This is a genomic window from Desulfopila sp. IMCC35008, from assembly GCF_010646885.2.
Lineage (GTDB): Bacteria > Desulfobacterota > Desulfobulbia > Desulfobulbales > Desulfocapsaceae > Desulfopila.
Genome location: NZ_CP050700.1, coordinates 844,829 through 861,620 on the forward strand (window position 1 = coordinate 844,829; position 16,792 = coordinate 861,620).

11 protein-coding genes and 1 pseudogene are annotated in these 16,792 nt (G+C 50.8%); 4 read left to right on the top strand and 8 right to left on the bottom strand.

Annotated features, from left to right (window positions below; genetic code table 11):
* The first annotated feature begins 115 nt into the window (after window positions 1-115).
* Window positions 116-3,256 (top strand): PAS domain-containing protein, encoded by a 3,141-nt coding sequence (locus GA520_RS03800; protein WP_163338010.1) that lies wholly within the window; start codon window positions 116-118, stop codon window positions 3,254-3,256.
* Window positions 3,257-3,473: 217 nt separating this feature from the next.
* Here the strand turns inward: GA520_RS03800 and GA520_RS27055 are convergent, their stop codons facing one another.
* Complete coding sequence (locus GA520_RS27055; RefSeq protein WP_163338009.1) at window positions 3,474-3,767, bottom strand: Tn3 family transposase; 294 nt, start codon at window positions 3,765-3,767, stop codon at window positions 3,474-3,476.
* A gap of 65 nt (window positions 3,768-3,832) precedes the next feature.
* Complete coding sequence (locus GA520_RS27060; RefSeq protein ID WP_370362742.1) at window positions 3,833-4,051, bottom strand: IS3 family transposase; 219 nt, start codon at window positions 4,049-4,051, stop codon at window positions 3,833-3,835.
* 801 nt (window positions 4,052-4,852) lie between these two features.
* On the opposite strand from GA520_RS27060, the gene GA520_RS03810 reads away from it, so the two are divergent.
* On the top strand, window positions 4,853-5,845 hold the full coding sequence (locus GA520_RS03810; protein ID WP_163338008.1) for a hypothetical protein: 993 nt from the start codon (window positions 4,853-4,855) through the stop codon (window positions 5,843-5,845).
* Window positions 5,846-5,889: 44 nt separating this feature from the next.
* On the opposite strand, the gene GA520_RS03815 is transcribed toward GA520_RS03810, so the two are convergent.
* The 5 genes from GA520_RS03815 to GA520_RS03835 are packed head-to-tail and all read right to left on the bottom strand — an operon-like array spanning window position 5,890 to window position 11,778.
* Window positions 5,890-7,167, bottom strand: a complete 1,278-nt coding sequence (locus tag GA520_RS03815) for a cytosine deaminase (RefSeq protein ID WP_163338007.1) — start codon at window positions 7,165-7,167, stop codon at window positions 5,890-5,892.
* A gap of 11 nt (window positions 7,168-7,178) precedes the next feature.
* A complete protein-coding gene (locus GA520_RS03820; RefSeq protein ID WP_163338204.1) occupies window positions 7,179-8,120 on the bottom strand; it encodes an ABC transporter permease in 942 nt (313 codons plus the stop codon).
* Window positions 8,121-8,125: 5 nt separating this feature from the next.
* Window positions 8,126-9,175 carry an ABC transporter permease gene (locus GA520_RS03825; RefSeq protein ID WP_163338006.1) on the bottom strand — a complete coding sequence of 350 codons (1,050 nt, stop codon included), beginning with the start codon at window positions 9,173-9,175 and terminating at the stop codon, window positions 8,126-8,128.
* Window positions 9,172-10,722 carry an ABC transporter ATP-binding protein gene (locus GA520_RS03830; RefSeq protein WP_163338005.1) on the bottom strand — a complete coding sequence of 517 codons (1,551 nt, stop codon included), beginning with the start codon at window positions 10,720-10,722 and terminating at the stop codon, window positions 9,172-9,174. Before GA520_RS03830 ends, GA520_RS03825 begins: the two co-directional genes overlap by 4 nt.
* Window positions 10,723-10,779: 57 nt before the next feature.
* Window positions 10,780-11,778 (bottom strand): BMP family protein, encoded by a 999-nt coding sequence (locus GA520_RS03835; protein WP_163338203.1) that lies wholly within the window; start codon window positions 11,776-11,778, stop codon window positions 10,780-10,782.
* Between the two features lie 628 nt (window positions 11,779-12,406).
* Between GA520_RS03835 and GA520_RS03840 the strand changes: the two are divergent.
* Together GA520_RS03840 and GA520_RS03850 are read left to right on the top strand one after the other, a co-directional pair.
* Window positions 12,407-13,269: pseudogene (locus tag GA520_RS03840) on the top strand (tyrosine-type recombinase/integrase).
* Window positions 13,256-14,440, top strand: a complete 1,185-nt coding sequence (locus GA520_RS03850; protein WP_163338003.1) for an IS91 family transposase — start codon at window positions 13,256-13,258, stop codon at window positions 14,438-14,440. Before GA520_RS03840 ends, GA520_RS03850 begins: the two are co-directional and overlap by 14 nt.
* Window positions 14,441-15,020: 580 nt before the next feature.
* Here the strand turns inward: GA520_RS03850 and GA520_RS03855 are convergent.
* On the bottom strand, window positions 15,021-16,601 hold the full coding sequence (locus GA520_RS03855; protein WP_163338002.1) for a sulfatase: 1,581 nt from the start codon (window positions 16,599-16,601) through the stop codon (window positions 15,021-15,023).
* Window positions 16,602-16,792: the final 191 nt, after the last annotated feature.

Below are 16,792 nucleotides of genomic sequence, written 5' to 3' on the forward strand. Positions count from 1 at the left end.
AGTATGCTCTGCTTTTTGATAACTAATGTATCGCTTTGTTATACATGTAGATTACACTGCTCATTAAATGCTAATGTTTAAAAATTTTCATTGCAAATAGTCGAAGGTCACGATCATGCCTAAGAAGCCCACCTACGAAGAACTGGAAAAGAGGGTGCAAGAATTAGAACAGGTTAAAGAAAATCTGCTTGAAGCCAAATTAAGGCAGCAGAAGGCGATCAAAGCCGCAAATATCGGGTTGTGGGATTGGGATCTGAAAGCGAACACAGTCAACTATTCCGAGGAGTGGAAACAGCAAATCGGCTATGAGGACCATGAAATCAGCAACGATTTTGCAGAATGGAAATCCCGTGTTCACCCGGAGGACCTTGCCCAGACGATCACAGTGGTTACCGAAAGTATAGCCAGATCAAGAAAAAATCATGAGGTGGAATTTCGATTCCGTCATAAAGATGGTTCCTATCGCTGGATTCTTTCCCAGGGCTCAATAATTCAGGACCATAAAGGCAATCCTGTACGGATGCTTGGCTCTCACATTGATATAACCGATCGGAAGATGGCCGAAAGAGAAACCCTGGTTCTGAAAACCGCGATTGACCAGGCTCCTGTCGGTATCGTTTTGGCTGATGCAGGCATCAGTATATATTATTGGAACCCTGAAGGATTGGGCATGCGCGGGGGTAAACCGGGTGATTTGGTTGAAATCCCCAAAGAGGCATTTAAAAACTGGCAGATCTATACGCTTACCGGGGAGCCGTATGAGGTAGAAGATCTCCCGCTTGTTAGGGCGATAAAGAAAGGTACAATCATCAGAGAGGATTTTATAGTTAAAGATCAGGACGGCAACGACCATATTTGCAATGCCATCGCCTGCCCTGTGTTTGAAAATGGCAGGATTGTGGGGGGCATGGTTATTTTCGTTGATATTACTGAGCGTAAACACGCTAACGAGGCCTTGTGCAAAAGCCATGAAATGCTCAAACGAACTGAAGCAATGGCCAATATTGGCAGTTGGGAATGGAATGTTCAGAGTGACCGGACGTACTGGTCAGAAGAGTTGTTTCGTTTATTTGGACGAGATCCCGTGGACGGTTCCCCCTCCTTTGCTGAGCAATCGAGTTTCTATGCGAACGGAGACATGCAGCGTTTAAGAGATGCTGTTGAGCTCTGCGTTAAGAGAGGGACTCCGTATGAAATTGAGCTGCGAGCAATTCGATCTGACGGTGAAATAAGGCATTGCGTTTCAAGGGGACAACCACAATACGATGAGAATGGAAAGGTTTACCAGATCTTTGGATCTTTCCAGGACATAACAGAACGCAAACTGGTCGAGGAACAATTGCGCGAGAGTGAGCAAAGGCTTACGTTGGCAACGGCGTCGGCGGGCATCGGAACCTGGGCCTGGGATATTGTCACCGATGAAATGATGTGGGATGAGCACATATTTCGCCTGTATGGAATCACTGAAATCCCCCAGCATTACGGGCTGGATTATTGGCAGAACTGTCTGCATCCCGACGACCGAGAGAAATCCGCCGAGGCCTGCATGGCAGCAGTGCGCGGCGAGAAAGAGTTCGACATCGAGTTCCGTGTGCAATGCCCGGACGGAATGGTTCGCTGGATGAAGGGTAACGGCGTTGTGATCCGTGATGAGGGTGGCAATCCGCTCCGCATGCTTGGTACCAATTACGATATCACCGAACGTAAGGTGTCCGAGGAGGTGGTGAGGGAGAGTGAAAAGCGTTTCGCTACCGCATTTCAGTATAGCCCAGCACCTTTGGTTCTGTCGGAAATCGATACCGGTTTATTTATCGATGTCAACGATCGATGGATCGAGATGCTCGAATTCACTCGTGAGGAGCAAATCGGGAAAACTTCCAAGGAGGTCGGCATTTGGGACGATCCTGGAGAACGCGACCGTATTATTGCCAAGCTTCGTTCCGATGGCCGCGTCAGAGATGAGCCCATCCGATTCAAGACCAAGTCTGGAAAAGCTATCATCGCTCTCTGGTCGGCAGAAAGTGTCAATCTTTCGGGCCAGCAGGTGATGCTGTCGATGATTACGGACATCACACAGTTGAGACAGGCCGAGGAAGAACGTGAACACCTCGATGCCCAACTTCAACAGGCCCAGAAAATGGAAGCCGTAGGTCGTTTGGCCGGTGGCATAGCCCATGACTTCAATAATATGCTGGGGGTAATTCTAGGCTATGCCGAGCTGGCCCTCAAAAAGATAGATCCTGCCTCGCCAATTTATGCCAACCTGCATAGGATTCACGAAGCCGGTGAACGTTCAGCCGACCTGACACGGCAGCTGCTGGCCTTTGCCCGCAAACAGACCATTGCTCCCAAAGTCATAAATATAAACGACACAGTGGAGGGGATGCTCAATATGCTCCGTCGCCTGATTGGTGAAGATATCGATCTGCTCTGGCACCCCGGCAGAAGCCTCCAGACGATCAAGATCGACCCCTCACAGATCGACCAGCTCCTCGCTAATCTCTGCGTCAACGCTCGAGACGCCATTGAAGGGGTGGGCAAGATCACCATAGAAACAGGTGCGAAAAGCATTGATAACGACTACTGCCATGACCACTTGGAGTCTCAACCTGGAGACTACGTAATGCTAGGAGTTAGCGACGACGGTTGTGGAATGGACAAAAGAACTCTGAGTCAAATCTTTGAACCTTTTTTTACCACCAAGGAAAAGGGCCAAGGTATCGGCCTGGGGCTCGCATCTATTTATGGTATAGTTAAGCAGAATAACGGTTTCATTAACGTTTACAGCGAGCCGGACCAGGGAACAACATTTAAGATCTATTTACCAGTGTATGGTGGAAAATCAGCCGAAACCGGGGAAAAAGCGGATGGCCCACCCACCGAACGAGGAAACGAGAGCATTCTCCTTGTGGAGGATGAGTCGGCAATTTTGGATATGACCACCATGATGCTTGAAAGTCTGGGATATAGAGTGGTAGCCGCCGCCACCCCTGGCGAGGCTATCCGCCTGACTCATGAATATCAGGGGCGGATCGACCTGTTGATGACCGACGTTGTGATGCCAGAAATGAATGGCCAGGAGTTAGTCATAAACCTTCTCTCCCACTACCCGCATCTCAAGCGTCTGTTTATGTCCGGCTACACCGCAAACGTCATTGCTCACCACGGCGTGCTGGACGAAGGCGTACACTTCATTCAAAAACCTTTTTCAATGAAAGACCTGGGAAGGAAATTGCGGGAAGTCCTGGAAGGCTGACATGTTAATTTTGTGACTGGTTCACGGTGGAATATCGCATCAACTCGGACTGGCAATCCCGCTCTTTTATGCAGACTTCTAATCTTGCCCTATAGAAGGTCTTCACATTCTATCAACGGATTCCATTAAACAAAGGTACATAACCCACCACAGGATTTTGGTTTAGTCCTTGAGTTGTGGAAATTTTATTAGTTTTCAGGGAGTTGCTTTTCTGTTGCTAATTTACCGCTGATTTCAGGGGAAGAACTCCTATAGAATCTCGAAGTTTTTCGTCAGAGAAATCATATTCACCAAGCAGGTAAATATGCGACCATGCAACCGGAGAATGGGTTTCAATGAACTGCATTAGAATTTCCCGGCTCTTTTCGTCTTGAGTTCTTGCCAGCTTTTGAGAAAGATATAAATAGTTCCAGCAAATTATACAGTTCTTAATCAAACGATTGCAGGACTCAGCTATTTCCTGTTCCTCCTTCTCAGCCTGGGTACATTCATGAGGGTTGCCGACGGCCACGGCACGGGTAAACCTGTTGGCAAGTTCTACTTTATTGATCTTGCAACAATAAAGTGGAGCCCCAGTTAAGCCGTTTTCCTCTCAGACCACCACTCTTCCTCAAAAAGAGCTGGTGCCTTATATCCGTTCGTTGAATGCTTCCTGCGGCGGTTAAAATAAACTTCGATATAGTTGAATAGAGTTTGCTCAGCCTCCAAGGCGTCCCGAAATCGAACATGGCCCAATGACCGGGTAGCTGCGATAAGTGCCAACTTTCTATAATTATCCCAAATAACGTGGGACAAGAATCTACCGCGTTAATTCAAGATTAGATATAACATAGAAGAAAGTAGTATCTGTCACAGCACTTCTTGACAATGGAGTATCTATTTAGAGTCATCTCATCTCTTTTTCTGTTCGTAGCCTAACAAAGAAAAGTGAAAACTCAAACCATCAGTGACGTACTATTATCATAGCCGATGAGGCAGGAGCAGAAGAGTTGAGTATATGATCTGCACAGGAAGAGTCCTAATTTGCAGGATTTCTTAAATGGTTGATCTTGCCAATGCGAGTCTCTGCCAATGTGATATTGTGCGTTCCAGTAACCTCTCATGGATAATGTCGATCTCAGCCTGCTCGTTTGTTGTTAGGGTCTAAAGACTGCCTGAATTTCTCTCCCGACATCCGAGGTGGGGATGAGTACGACTACCCTGCGGCCAAGATTAAGGCAGAGAAATTAGTCGATTCAGGGAGCTCAAAAGATACGGTACACCGCTACGTGCGTGCTATGAACAATGCAGGATCCTCATCCAATTGAAAAAACCATTCTAGGTACTTGGGTATTGGACCCATCGCCTCTCCCGCATCTTCTTCCTTACCGACATACCGATCTGCCCTTTGAGGCGAACGTATATTGTGGCGGTGGTTTGAAACTCCGCCAAAACCTGTCAGGTATATTTTAACAGGTGGAAGAGGGTGCAACATCGATAAAGAGCGGGTATAGTCTTGGCCGTGCTGTACGGTGGTCCCAGCCACGACCTGATCATGTCAGCGAGTATTTACGCTGACAAACATAAAAATTTGCTGTTATTGCCAATATTTTTGCTATGCTGAATGAACTAACTAGAAATGCTGACGGGGTGCTCTACCGTATAGAAGACAATGTGGAAACAGCGGTGAACCGCTATGTCCTTTCCACTCCCGAATCACGTGCCATATGCAACGACCCTCTAGTGATGGGTTATGAGTACACCGAGAAACTGGAAGGAGCCTGTGCGACCTTTCTGCGCCAGGCCAGGGAGGCGACAACGTTGGGGCTTGAGGAGCATCGCTCAGTGGTGTTCAACATCCTCCGGGGTGGTCTGAACTTCAGCCTCCGCGGCGCCCTGGCAAAGGCGTACGGCTGGAACAATCACAGTTCTTCCTTCGTGACGGCCCAGCGGGCCAGGGTTACCGAAGGCTCGGAGCAGTGGCACATTACAGAAGATGAGTACCAGAAAATAACCTTTCCGCCGAAGGCCCAGGTCATCATCGGTGATGTGGTTGCCACGGGCACCAGCCTGCGGCATGGGTTGGAGATCATGATCCAAGAGGCAGTGAAACAGGGGACGGAGCTGGGCTCCATTCTCTTTTTCACCATCGGCGGCCCCAAGAGTGAAGAAAGACTGATCGAGGCCGATGCGGCGTGCCGCAAGCATTTTCCCGACTACGAGGGAACCCACGTCTGCTATATAGAAGGGCGGTTTTTTGTACCGACGGCCGAGACCCCGGTGACCATCAAGATCACCGGCACCGACCTGCTGCGCTGTCACTCGCTGCTCGCTCCTGAGTTCATTGAATCCAATTTCGAGGCACCCTCCTATCCTTTGGAGCGCTGCACTATCTATGATGCCGGCTCCCGTGCTTTCCAGGTGAGGGAGTACCTTGAGGATGTGATCGACTACTGGATGAAGGTGAAAGAGCTGGCCGCATCCATGTCCTTTGCTGAGGTGATGGAAGAGCGGTTCCCCGAGCTGGATGTAAAGAGGTTTGGCAACGTTTCTCTTCAGGATGTGGCAGAAGGGCAGCTGAGCAGCCTGCAGTCACTTATAAGACCGTAATAACCTGCGTGTGTCAGTCTTTGCTCCAGCCGGGTCCCTTACTCTTATCTTTTCAGGTGAAAATCGACGCTGCTCGTCTCGCCGCCCAGGTTAAGCGTGCTGGTTGACGGGGGCGTTGAAGCTACGACTTCTCCCCTGCGGAAAACGAAGAGGCGGACAGGCTGCAGCCGCAATGCGTCCATAACGCTTTTCGCCTGGAGTACCACAAAATCTGCAGGATTTCCAACCGCTATGCCATACCGTTCAAGGTTGAGCACTTCCGCTCCCCTGGTGGTGACCATCTCAAGCAGCAGGTTCATCTGCTCCGTCCCCATCATCTGCAAACAGTGGCCGCCCATGTGTGCCACTTCCAGCATATCGTGGCTGCCCATAGGGTACCAGGGGTCCATTACGCAGTCATGGCCGAAAGCCACATTGACTCCGGCATTAAGTAGCTCGGGTACCCTGGTGAGTCCCCTTCTCTTGGGATAGGTGTCGTGGCGTCCCTGGAGGTGTATATTTATCAATGGGTTGCAGATTGCCTGGATGCTGCTCTCGGCCATGAGCGGCAGCAGTTTCGAGACATAGTAATTGTCCATGGAGTGCATGGAGGTGAGGTGGGAGGCCGCAACCCGCTCTCCCAGCCCCATCCGTAAGGTCTCATAAGTCAAATGCTCTATATGCCTTGAATTGGGGTCGTCTGTTTCATCACAGTGTATGTCCACCAGCAGACCGTGGGACTCCGCCAGAGAGCAGAGCCAGCTGATGGATTTTCTACCTTCTTCCGCTGTCCTCTCAAAATGAGGAATGCCACCAACCACCTCCACACCTTTTTCGAGGGCCCGCACCATGAGTTCTTTGCCCTCTTTTGTCCGCAGTAGACCGTCCTGGGGGAAAGCGACCAGTTGGAGGTCTACCCAGTTTTTCATCTCATCTTTGACTTCCAGCAGGACATCCAGGGCCAGAAGTGAGGGGTCGGTGACATCGACATGGGTGCGTACGGCCAGCGTACCCCGGGCGATGGACCAGCGCAGCATCTCCATGGCCCGCTGCTTCACCTGTTCGGCCTTGAGGTCTGGTTTCAGTTCATTCCAGATCTCTATGCCCTCCAGCAGGGTGCCGCTTTGGTTGAATCTGGGCAGGCCCAGTGAAAGTGCTGCATCCAGGTGAAAGTGACTGTCGACGAAGGGGGGCACAACAAGATTGCCACCAGCATCCAGTTCCTTCGCAGCTTCCGCTGTGATGGAGCTGTCTATTTCCCTGATAACCCCCTGGTGGATGGCGATATCGTAGGTTTTATCTTTCCCGGGAAACGAGACGTTTCTGACTAAGCAATTGAGCATAGAGTGCCTCCTTATCGTTCACCTTTCCTGAATGGTATCAGCAGGGCCTTGGGATAGGCGGACCTGCGGGACATGACTATGAGGGCGATGATGGAGACAACATATGGCATCATCAGGTAGAACTGATAGGGAATAGCTATGCCGGCCTGTTGCTGCACCCGCATCTGCAGGGCGTCGAAGGCGGCGAATATGAGTGTGCCAAGGAGTGCTTTACCTGGATGCCACGAAGAAAACACCACCAGGGCGATGCAAATCCAGCCCCGACCGTTCACCATGCCGATGTAAAATGCGTCGAAAGCCGACATGGTCAAAAACGCCCCACCCACGGCCATGAGGCTGCTGCCGGCCATTACCGCGAACGTCCTGATGGCAAAGACCGACAGCCCCTGAGATTCTACTGCCAGTGGGTTCTCGCCGGTCATACAGAGGGCGAGTCCCGCCGGGGTACGCCTCAGGAAATAGGCCACTCCCACCACAGCCCCAATGGCCAGGACGGTGAGAGGCGACTGGCTGAACAGCACCTCGCCAAGAAACGGTATTTCGCTGAGGACAGGGATCTGTATCGGTTCAAATGGGGTGATCTTGGGTGGGGTGGTGATGTCCGGCAAAAGCATCCTGAAGGCAAAGGACGAAAGGGCAGTGGCCAGCATGGTGATACCCAGCCCCGTCACATGCTGGGAAAGGCCGAGATGGACCGTGAACAGGGCATGCAGCAATCCGAACATCGCTCCCACGAAGGCGGCGAACAGTACCCCCGTCCAGAGGTCTCCTCCGAAATAGACCCAGATCCAGCCGGTCATGCAGCCGGCGGCCATGATCCCTTCGATGCCGAGGTTGAGGACACCGGCGCGTTCACAGATCAATTCACCGAGGGTGCCGAAGATAAGCGGTGTCGCCATTCGAATTGTTGCGGCCCAGAATCCCGCCTCGAATATGAGTTGAACAATATCCATGACCTTTATTTCCACCTGATTCGGTATTTGGTAAACAACATGCTGAACAGCACGGCGAGAAGCGAAACCGCCGTGGCTACATCTGCAATATAATTGGAGATATTCAGCGACCTGCTCATAGAGTCGGCGCCAATCGACAGCACAGCAATAAAAAAGGCTGAGAGCACCACTCCCAAGGGATGCAAGGCTGCCAGCATGGCCACCACGATGCCGGAGTAGCCGAATCCTGGTGAGAGATCGGTGGTCAGGTAGCCCTTGAGGCCGCACAGTTCCGTTACACCGGTGATGCCCGCCAATCCCCCGGAGATGATGGCGGTGCGGAAGACCACGGAGTTGACCGGAATACCGGCGAAGTTGCTGGCCTTCTGGTTGTAACCTACGGCCCTGATCTCATAGCCCCAGGTGGTGTACTTCATCAACAGCCAGACGGCAACAGACGCTGCCAGCGCTATGACCAGTCCCCAGTGCAGCCTGGTCTTGGGCAGCAGGTTGCCGATAACAGCAGAATCGACTACGGGTGCGGCCTGGGGCCAACCCATGGCCATGGGATCTTTCCAGGGCCCGAAAACCAACCAGTTGACGAAGAGCAGGACGATGAAATTCATGAGCAAAGTGGTGACAACCTCATCCACCGCAAGTCTGGTTTTCAAGAGGGCCGGGCCAAGCAGCAGCAGCCCGCCGGCCAGGGCTCCGGCCAGGAACAGAAAAGGAATCATAAGCCAGGTGGGGAAATCCACCATGCCCGTGCCCAGCCAGGTGGCGATACAGGCCCCGGCATAGAGCTGGCCTTCCGCACCTATGTTCCACAGTTTCGCTCTGAAAGCGACTGCGACGGCGAGGCCGGTGAAGATCAGGGGGATTGTCCGGGTGAGGGTTTCGGAAATGGCGAATTTTGAGCCCACAGCTCCTTTGAACAGCAGTAGAAACGCCTCCACGGGTGAGGCCCCGGCCCAGAGGATCAGTGCTGAGCAGCAGAGCAGGGCGATCGCAGCCGCACTGAGCGGCACCAGCGCCTTGAGTTTCACGCTGCTCTGTTCACGGGGTTCCAGTCTCATGGTTGTACCTCCTTGAGCAGCAGCGAGTGGACCACGTCGCGATGACCGCTCATGGCCAGGCCCAGCTCGGCAGCCGTGGTCTGCGCCGGATCGATGGGCGGTGAGAGGCTGCCCTGGTACATGACCTGGATGGCATCGGCAATGGTGAACAGCTCATCGAGATCTTCGGAGATGACAATAACACCGGCTCCTTTTCCGCTGGCCTCGATAAGCTGCTGGTGAACGAAGGTTGTGGCCCCCACATCAAGCCCCCAGGTGGGCTGGTTGGCAAGGATGACCCGTGGGTTTTCAGACATCACTCTTCCAAGTATGAGCTTTTGCATATTCCCCCCGGACATGGTGCGGGCATTAGCAGCGAGTCCACCGCAGCGGATGTCGTAATCCTCGATCAACTCGGAGGTATGGTCGGCAAGACCGTTGTGGTTGATTACACCAAACCGGCTGAACTCCTTTTTCCAGTATTTTTCAAGGGCAACATTTTCCACTACACTCATATCACCAATCAGCCCTGTCGAAGTGCGGTCTTCTGGAATCCGACCCACCCCGTTTTTCAACATGTACAGCGGTTTGAGCCTGGTAAGCGTCTCTCCGTGCAGCTGTACTTCCCCTGATGATGGGACAAGCAGCCCGGAGACCAGATCGGCCAGATGGGTCTGGCCGTTTCCTGAGACTCCGGCAATACCGATGATCTCACCGCTGCGAAGCGTGAGTGAGAGGTCGCTCAGCAACTGCTGGCCATTGCGGTTGACCGTGCTGATTCTTGTGAACTGCAGGAGGGGCTTCCCCGGACTTAACTCCTTGCGCTTGACCGTCGGCAGCTGTCCGCCGACCATTTCCCGGGCAAGTTCTTCAGCCGTAGTTTCTGTGGTGGCACACCGGAAGGTGACTTTGCCGTGACGCAGTACAACGCAGCGGTCGCTGACCGCCATGACCTCCCGCAATTTGTGGGTGATGAAGATGACCGCGAGACCTTCAGCTACCAGAAGCTTGAGGGTGGCGAAGAGATGATCGCTCTCCTGGGGCGTCAGCACCGAGGTCGGTTCGTCAAGAATCAGCACCCTGGTATCCCTGTACAGCGCTTTCAGGATCTCCACCCTCTGGCGCTGCCCCACAGAGAGGTTTCCTACCATAGAGTTTGAGTTGACATCGATCTCGTACTGATCGGCGAGACGCTTGATTTTTTGCCTCGCCTCGTTCTTTTTCCTGTGAAAGGAGAAAATCGGCTCGGTTCCAAGGGTGATGTTGTCGAGAACCGACATGTTGTCAGCCAGGGTAAAATGCTGATGGACCATCCCAAGTCCTGCCCGTAAGGCATCCCGAGGGGAGCCGGCAGCCAGTGGTTTGCCGCCAAATTCAACGCTCCCTGTATCCGCCACGTAATGACCAAAGAGGATGTTCATCAGGGTGGTTTTACCCGCTCCGTTTTCCCCGAGCAAGGCAAGTATTTCGCCACTGTTCAGTTCCAGGTTAATGTCGTCATTGGCGACCAGTGAGCCAAAAGACTTGGTAATATTCTGCAGGCTGAGAAGCGGAGTGTGGTGGTCCATGCAGGAGTCCCATCACCGCCGGTCTCCACTTTGCGGGAGCCGGCGGATCGGCTAGAATTAGAATGTTGATTTGGGTTCTTCGTCTATAATCTCAACGGTGAAGGAACCGGCATTGATCGCCTCGGCAGTTTCGACAATCTTGGCCTTGATCTCAGCGGGGAGCTTGTCCTCAAACTCGTAGTAGGGGGATAGGCTTGCTCCGCCTTTGGCCATCATGGTCCACTCGCGGTAATCCTCTGCCTTGAAGGTTCCGGCCTTGACTCTTTCAACAGCGTGGCCGATGGCAGATTCCATATGCCAGAGTGCGGAAGCTACAACCACGTCGCTACCATTCTCTTCCTTGTTCATGTCGTTGACATTTCCAAACGCAACAATACCTTTCTCACGGGCCGCATCAACCACTCCTGCACGCTCTGCATACAGGACATCCACACCGGATTCAACCTGGGCGTAGGCGAACTCCTTGGCCTTTGGGGGATCGTACCAGGAGCCGATGAATGACACCTTGAACTGGACATCCGGATTGACCGATTTGGCGCCAGCCATAAAGGCGTGGAACAGTCTGTTCACCTCGCCAATCGGGTAGCCGCCAACCATGCCTATCTTGTTGCTCTTGGTCATGGTGCCGGCAATCATACCCATCAGGTAGCACGGCTCGTGGATGTAGTTATCGAACACGGACATGTTTGTGCCGTGGGGACCGAAAGAGTCACCCATAAGGAAAGCTACCTCCGGATAGTCATCGGCCACTTTGCGCACATCGCGGGAGATGCCGAAGGCCTCACCGACGATTAAAGCAACACCAGCCTCGGCATACTCACGGAGTACACGGATGTAGTCGGTATTGGAAACCTTCTCGGAAAAAACATACTCAACTTCGCCTTTCTCTGAAAGCGACAGTAGTGCCTTATGCAGAGTGGCATCCCATTTCTGCTGGATCGGCTGTGTGTAGATCCCGGCCACTTTGATTTTGGCTGCCAGGGCGTTGCCGGGCAGCCAGAGCGGAAGTGCCACCAGGATAAAGCTTATCAGTTTCAAATACTTTCCCATTCTCATTTTCTCCTTTTGAGTTGTGAAGATTGCCAGGGTTGACAGTGGCACAGCATGTCGACTGGTACTACCACCCAGGTTTTTCTTCATGTAAAATCGTACGAACGGACCCGCGGATCAGACATGCATCTCGTCGGGTGAAGTTTACACGCTGGCGGCAAAGTATCAAAATCTATACCATGCCGAAATGAAAACCGGCATTGCCGGTTAATTTTTCTTATTCTTTCAGAATGCACCTGAATTTACCAGCTATCGATCCGAAAAGTTTCGCAAGAGTTGGAGGCACTTTTGCCACAGGAGCTTACACATAATTGTCAAAATCAGGTCTACAGATAACAAAAATGTCATGAAAGAATAGCTTTGCAGATAATGGCTCATTATGTGGCTGATTCCTGTATATCCATGCGGGAGGTGCACAGGAAGAACTGAACAGCTCCGCTATGCTCCGCAGAAAAACCAACAACCAGCACTTGCAGTAACCTCAACAACCCAACTTGGCCGGCACTTCTCAGTTAATCATTTTTGCTATACCCGCCTTTCTGATAAATAGAAATAAGCAGTACCACGTCTATTCATCTCAACAGCAGGGAGGTAGATCATGCCTAATCCAATCAAGAAGAAACTCATCGACCACATGGAAATTTACCAGCTCAGCAAGCAGACCCAGAAGGGGTACATTAGCGGAGTCAGATGTCTGGCCAAACACTACGATACGTCCCCGGAGCATCTGAGTAACGATCAGGTCCGGGAATACTTTCGCCATCTGCTGCTTGAAAAGAAACTGGCTCATTCGTCATGCAAGGCCTATCTCGCCGGTATTACCTATTTCTATCGCCATATCTGTGGACGGGAAGTTGATGATCGTTTTGGTTTACCACCGCGACCAATGGGAAGAAAACTACCGGCAGTACTGTCCATGGAAGAAGTCAACAGGCTCCTTAACTGCATCGACAACCTCAAGCATAGAGTTCTGCTCAAGACCATATACAGTGCCGGGCTCAGGGTCGGGGAAGCAATACGTCTCAAGCCAGAACATATCGAAAGCGACCCGTCGCGGATGGTGATCCGTGTGGAACAGGGGAAGGGGCGTAAAGACCGTTATACGGTACTGTCCAAACATCTGCTGCACGAACTGAGGGCTTATTGGATTGAATACTCCCCGAAGCACTGGTTGTTCCCCGGGCAGAAGGCCGGAACTCATATCACGAATGTTTCCGTATCTCAGGTTTTGTACGACGCTAAAAAAAAATTGGTTTAACCAAAGAGTGCAGCCTCCATACCCTCCGGCACAGCTTCGAAGTCTCGCTCCGCTCCCTATCTGCTACCCATCTCCTTTATAAAGGTTACGATCTCTATACCATCAGCCAACTGCTTGGCCACAATACCATAGAAACAACCACGATCTATCTGCATCTGGTTCCAGCCCGTTACGTCCAGCTTAAAAGTCCACTCGATCTGATGGACGAGCAACAGGAGGGCGAAAATGAAAGACAATAGCAGAACGCCTGAACTCGCCGATATCTTCGCACGATATGGAAAACGGTTCTGGGAGGAGAACATAATCACCGCTCAGCAGTTCAAGGTAATGAAGCGCATTGAAATATGCTGTACCGCGGCACTTGGCGGACATATCGAAGCCTGCGATCACTGCGGCCATACGCAAAACGCATACAACTCCTGCCGGGACAGACACTGCCCAAAATGCCAGACACTGGTCAAAGAAAAATGGCTCAATAACAGGAAGGCTGAGTTGCTGCCCTGTTCCTATTTTCACAATGTCTTTACGTTACCGCACGAGCTTAATCCTTTTATCATGATCAATAAAAAAATCATGCTGGGTATGCTGTTTTCAGCGGTCAAGGAAACATTGCAGGCCTTCTCCCGTGATCCACAGTGGCGTCTTGAGGGCCAACTTGGCTTCATCTCCGTGCTCCACACATGGAATCAGAAACTCATGGATCACTACCACCTGCAATGTATTATCCCGGCAGGAGCACTTTCATATGACCGTAAAAAGTGGATTGGTGCCAGAACAAAATATTTGTTCAAGGTGCAATCCCTGGCCAAAGAGTTTCAGAGAAGATATCTGAATAAACTGGAAAAAGCGTATCGTAAAAACAGCCTGTCCTTCTATGGTAAAACGGAGATGTATAGCAATGAGAAACATTTTCTGAAACTACTTGCAGCGTTATGGGACAAACAATGGATTACTTATGCCAAGCAGCCGTTCGGAGGGCCGGAGCAGGTGCTCGAATATTTGGGCCGCTATACGCACCGGGTTGCCATCACCAACAATCGGATTGTTGCAATCGATGACGGCCGAATACGATTCAGGTATCGGGATCGCAGTGACGAAAATAAAGAAAAAGAGCTCACACTCAGCGCTGAAGAATTTATCCGGCGCTTTCTCCTACATGTGCTCCCAAACGGCTTTACCAAGATCCGATATTACGGATTCCTGGCACATGCCAACAAGAAGACCTGCATTAAGTTGATTCGTACGTTGATCGGTGCAACCACCGTATACGAGAAAACGCTGGTAGAAAACGTTCAGGAGATGATGCTTCGTTTAACTGGCATTGACATCTGCTGCTGCCCGCAGTGCGATAAAGGGAAGATGGTATATTTCAGGCCAATTGAAGGGTCAGTTTATGACGATACCTCCTAACCAAGCTTGCTTTATTTATTACAGGATCATGCGGTCGTAGTTACCCCGGCAGTGGGAAAAACAGGATAACTGCGTCTTGAACAGGTGAAAATGACAACCAAATGACCAGTGAAAAACCGAAATTATACGGTATATAGAGAAATCTGTGCGAAAACAAATCAATTTTTATTGGAATAGATGGAATACGCACTTCTCAACGGTGACTGTGGATCACTTAACAGTAACCCAGAACCCCATTCAATCCCCATAGCTCCATCCTTCCGGTTGTAATCCGCTACGCACTTCAGTTCTTCAGGATTATCAATAATTGCAATAGACTTCGATGTAGGCTGGAATGTCACTGGAGTGCAACTATTGATAACCCTATTCTATTTCTATTCTATCAACCTAAACCTTACCCAATTGAGAAAGTCTGAAGATTTCCATGTAACACATTAGAGTTAAACAAAAACTCGTCGTTATAGTGTGTTACGTAAAGCTTTCCGTGAGTAGGCAAACGTACCACCATAGGATTATTACACCTGCACACCTTTCCTGCTATGCATAAAAGGCGTGCAGGTGGCTGGAACAAAATATTTCTTTAAGATGCCCTTAGTTCTGCCATGAAGACGCGGAGCTCATCAAGGAGTTCTTCAGCCACGTCCTGATTATCAGCTGCTATATTGTTGAGCTGAAACGGGTCTTTCTCTCGATCATAAAGCTCATTTCTTTCAGGAACCTCACTGGAAGCTGCAGAGGTGCAGGTCCACTGGTCTTCACCGTCAAGTGTAGCCTGTTTTTTATGCTCTTCATAGGCACGGTTTAAGAAAGCGGTATCCCTGTCCTCAACCGCATTTGCCTTGGCAACTTCTCTCAAGTGGGCGGTGGACTCTGCAAGGCCTGAGCCGTAGATACCGAAACGGGCATCCGCAATAGATTTTTCATCATCTTTCAACCAGTGGATGTATGACCACTTATCTGTGATGATCGACCAGGAAAACTTGAAGTAGCCGGCAATAGCAAAGTCCCTTACCTTCTCCACCTCACCCTTTGCTAATGGCAGCAGGCTGAATCCCTGCATGGTGGGGTGAGCACCTATACCAAGCGCATCCATAACGGTGGGTGCCACATCACATGACTGCACAAAGCTCTTCACCCTTCTGCCGGCAGGAACATCCGGGGCTCTCAGGATAAATGGGATGTGGGCAAGTTCCTCGTAAGGCCATGGCCGGCATTTTCGCATCAAACCGTGGCCATGCTCTCCGTTACCCATGGGTGAACCGTGATCGGAAACCAGCATGATAGTGGTGTTCTGATCAAGTCCCATTGCTCGTACCTGATCCAGGAGCCAGCCAAACCATTTGTCGCACATGGTCACCTTTTCCGCATAGAGCATACGAATGTGATGCAATTCTTCCTCGGTGTACAGGTCATCCACATCACCCTGGATTGGCAGAAACATATCCTTGCCCTCATAGTCAGGATCATACATGCACTTCAGGTCCGGATCATAGACAGAGGGTGCATCCCATGGCTCGTGCGGATCAAAGCTGTCAATCCAGAGCATAAAGGATTTGTTCGGGTCTGTATCTTCCAGATAGCTGACTGCCTGTTTCATTACCTGGGCCACATGCTGGTCCTCATCGGACTTCCAGTACTGACGCTCTTTTAAGTGGCACTCAACCTGATTGAGCATCGGTTGCATAACATTTTCACCCAAAATCTCATCGGCCGACTCCAGGACATGATCCTCATAGTAGTCTTCCGCCTTCAGGCTTGTCAGTTCGTCATGTGCATAGTACTGATGATCGGTTTCATGGCCGTGGATGAAGTGAACCTTGTCAAAACCACGGGAATAACCGAATTTAGGCAGCCTGAAAGGACCTGAGTCGTGGACCAAGGCGCTGTCAATCGGGTGTCCCCAACAAAGGTCTGCTATGGTAGTATCGTTAACATCGAGCTGGGACCAGCCCTTAACCGGCAGGGTATACCTTCCCGTCAGCATTGCCCGGCGGCACGGTACGGTAGGCAACCCTTCGGTGTAGGCGTTTTCAAAAACAACACCCTGGTCGGCAAATTTGTCAATATTCGGGGTTTTGATCCAGTCATTGCCATAGGCGCCAAGATAGTTGAACTGCAAGGTATCCATCATGACCACAATAACATTTTTCTGTTCTTTCATTTTTCCTTCTCCGATAAGAGACTACTATGTTGATTTATTGGTGTATTACAAATTTTATTCAAAAGTTGGGTACAGTCTTCAACACTTGGTGTTGAGCTTTTACATATCCAGAAGTTCCCTTCGATCTCAAGTGCCGGGACCCGGTTGTACATATTGGCCCTGAAAAGTGAAGGGGGTTCTGAGTTACTTGT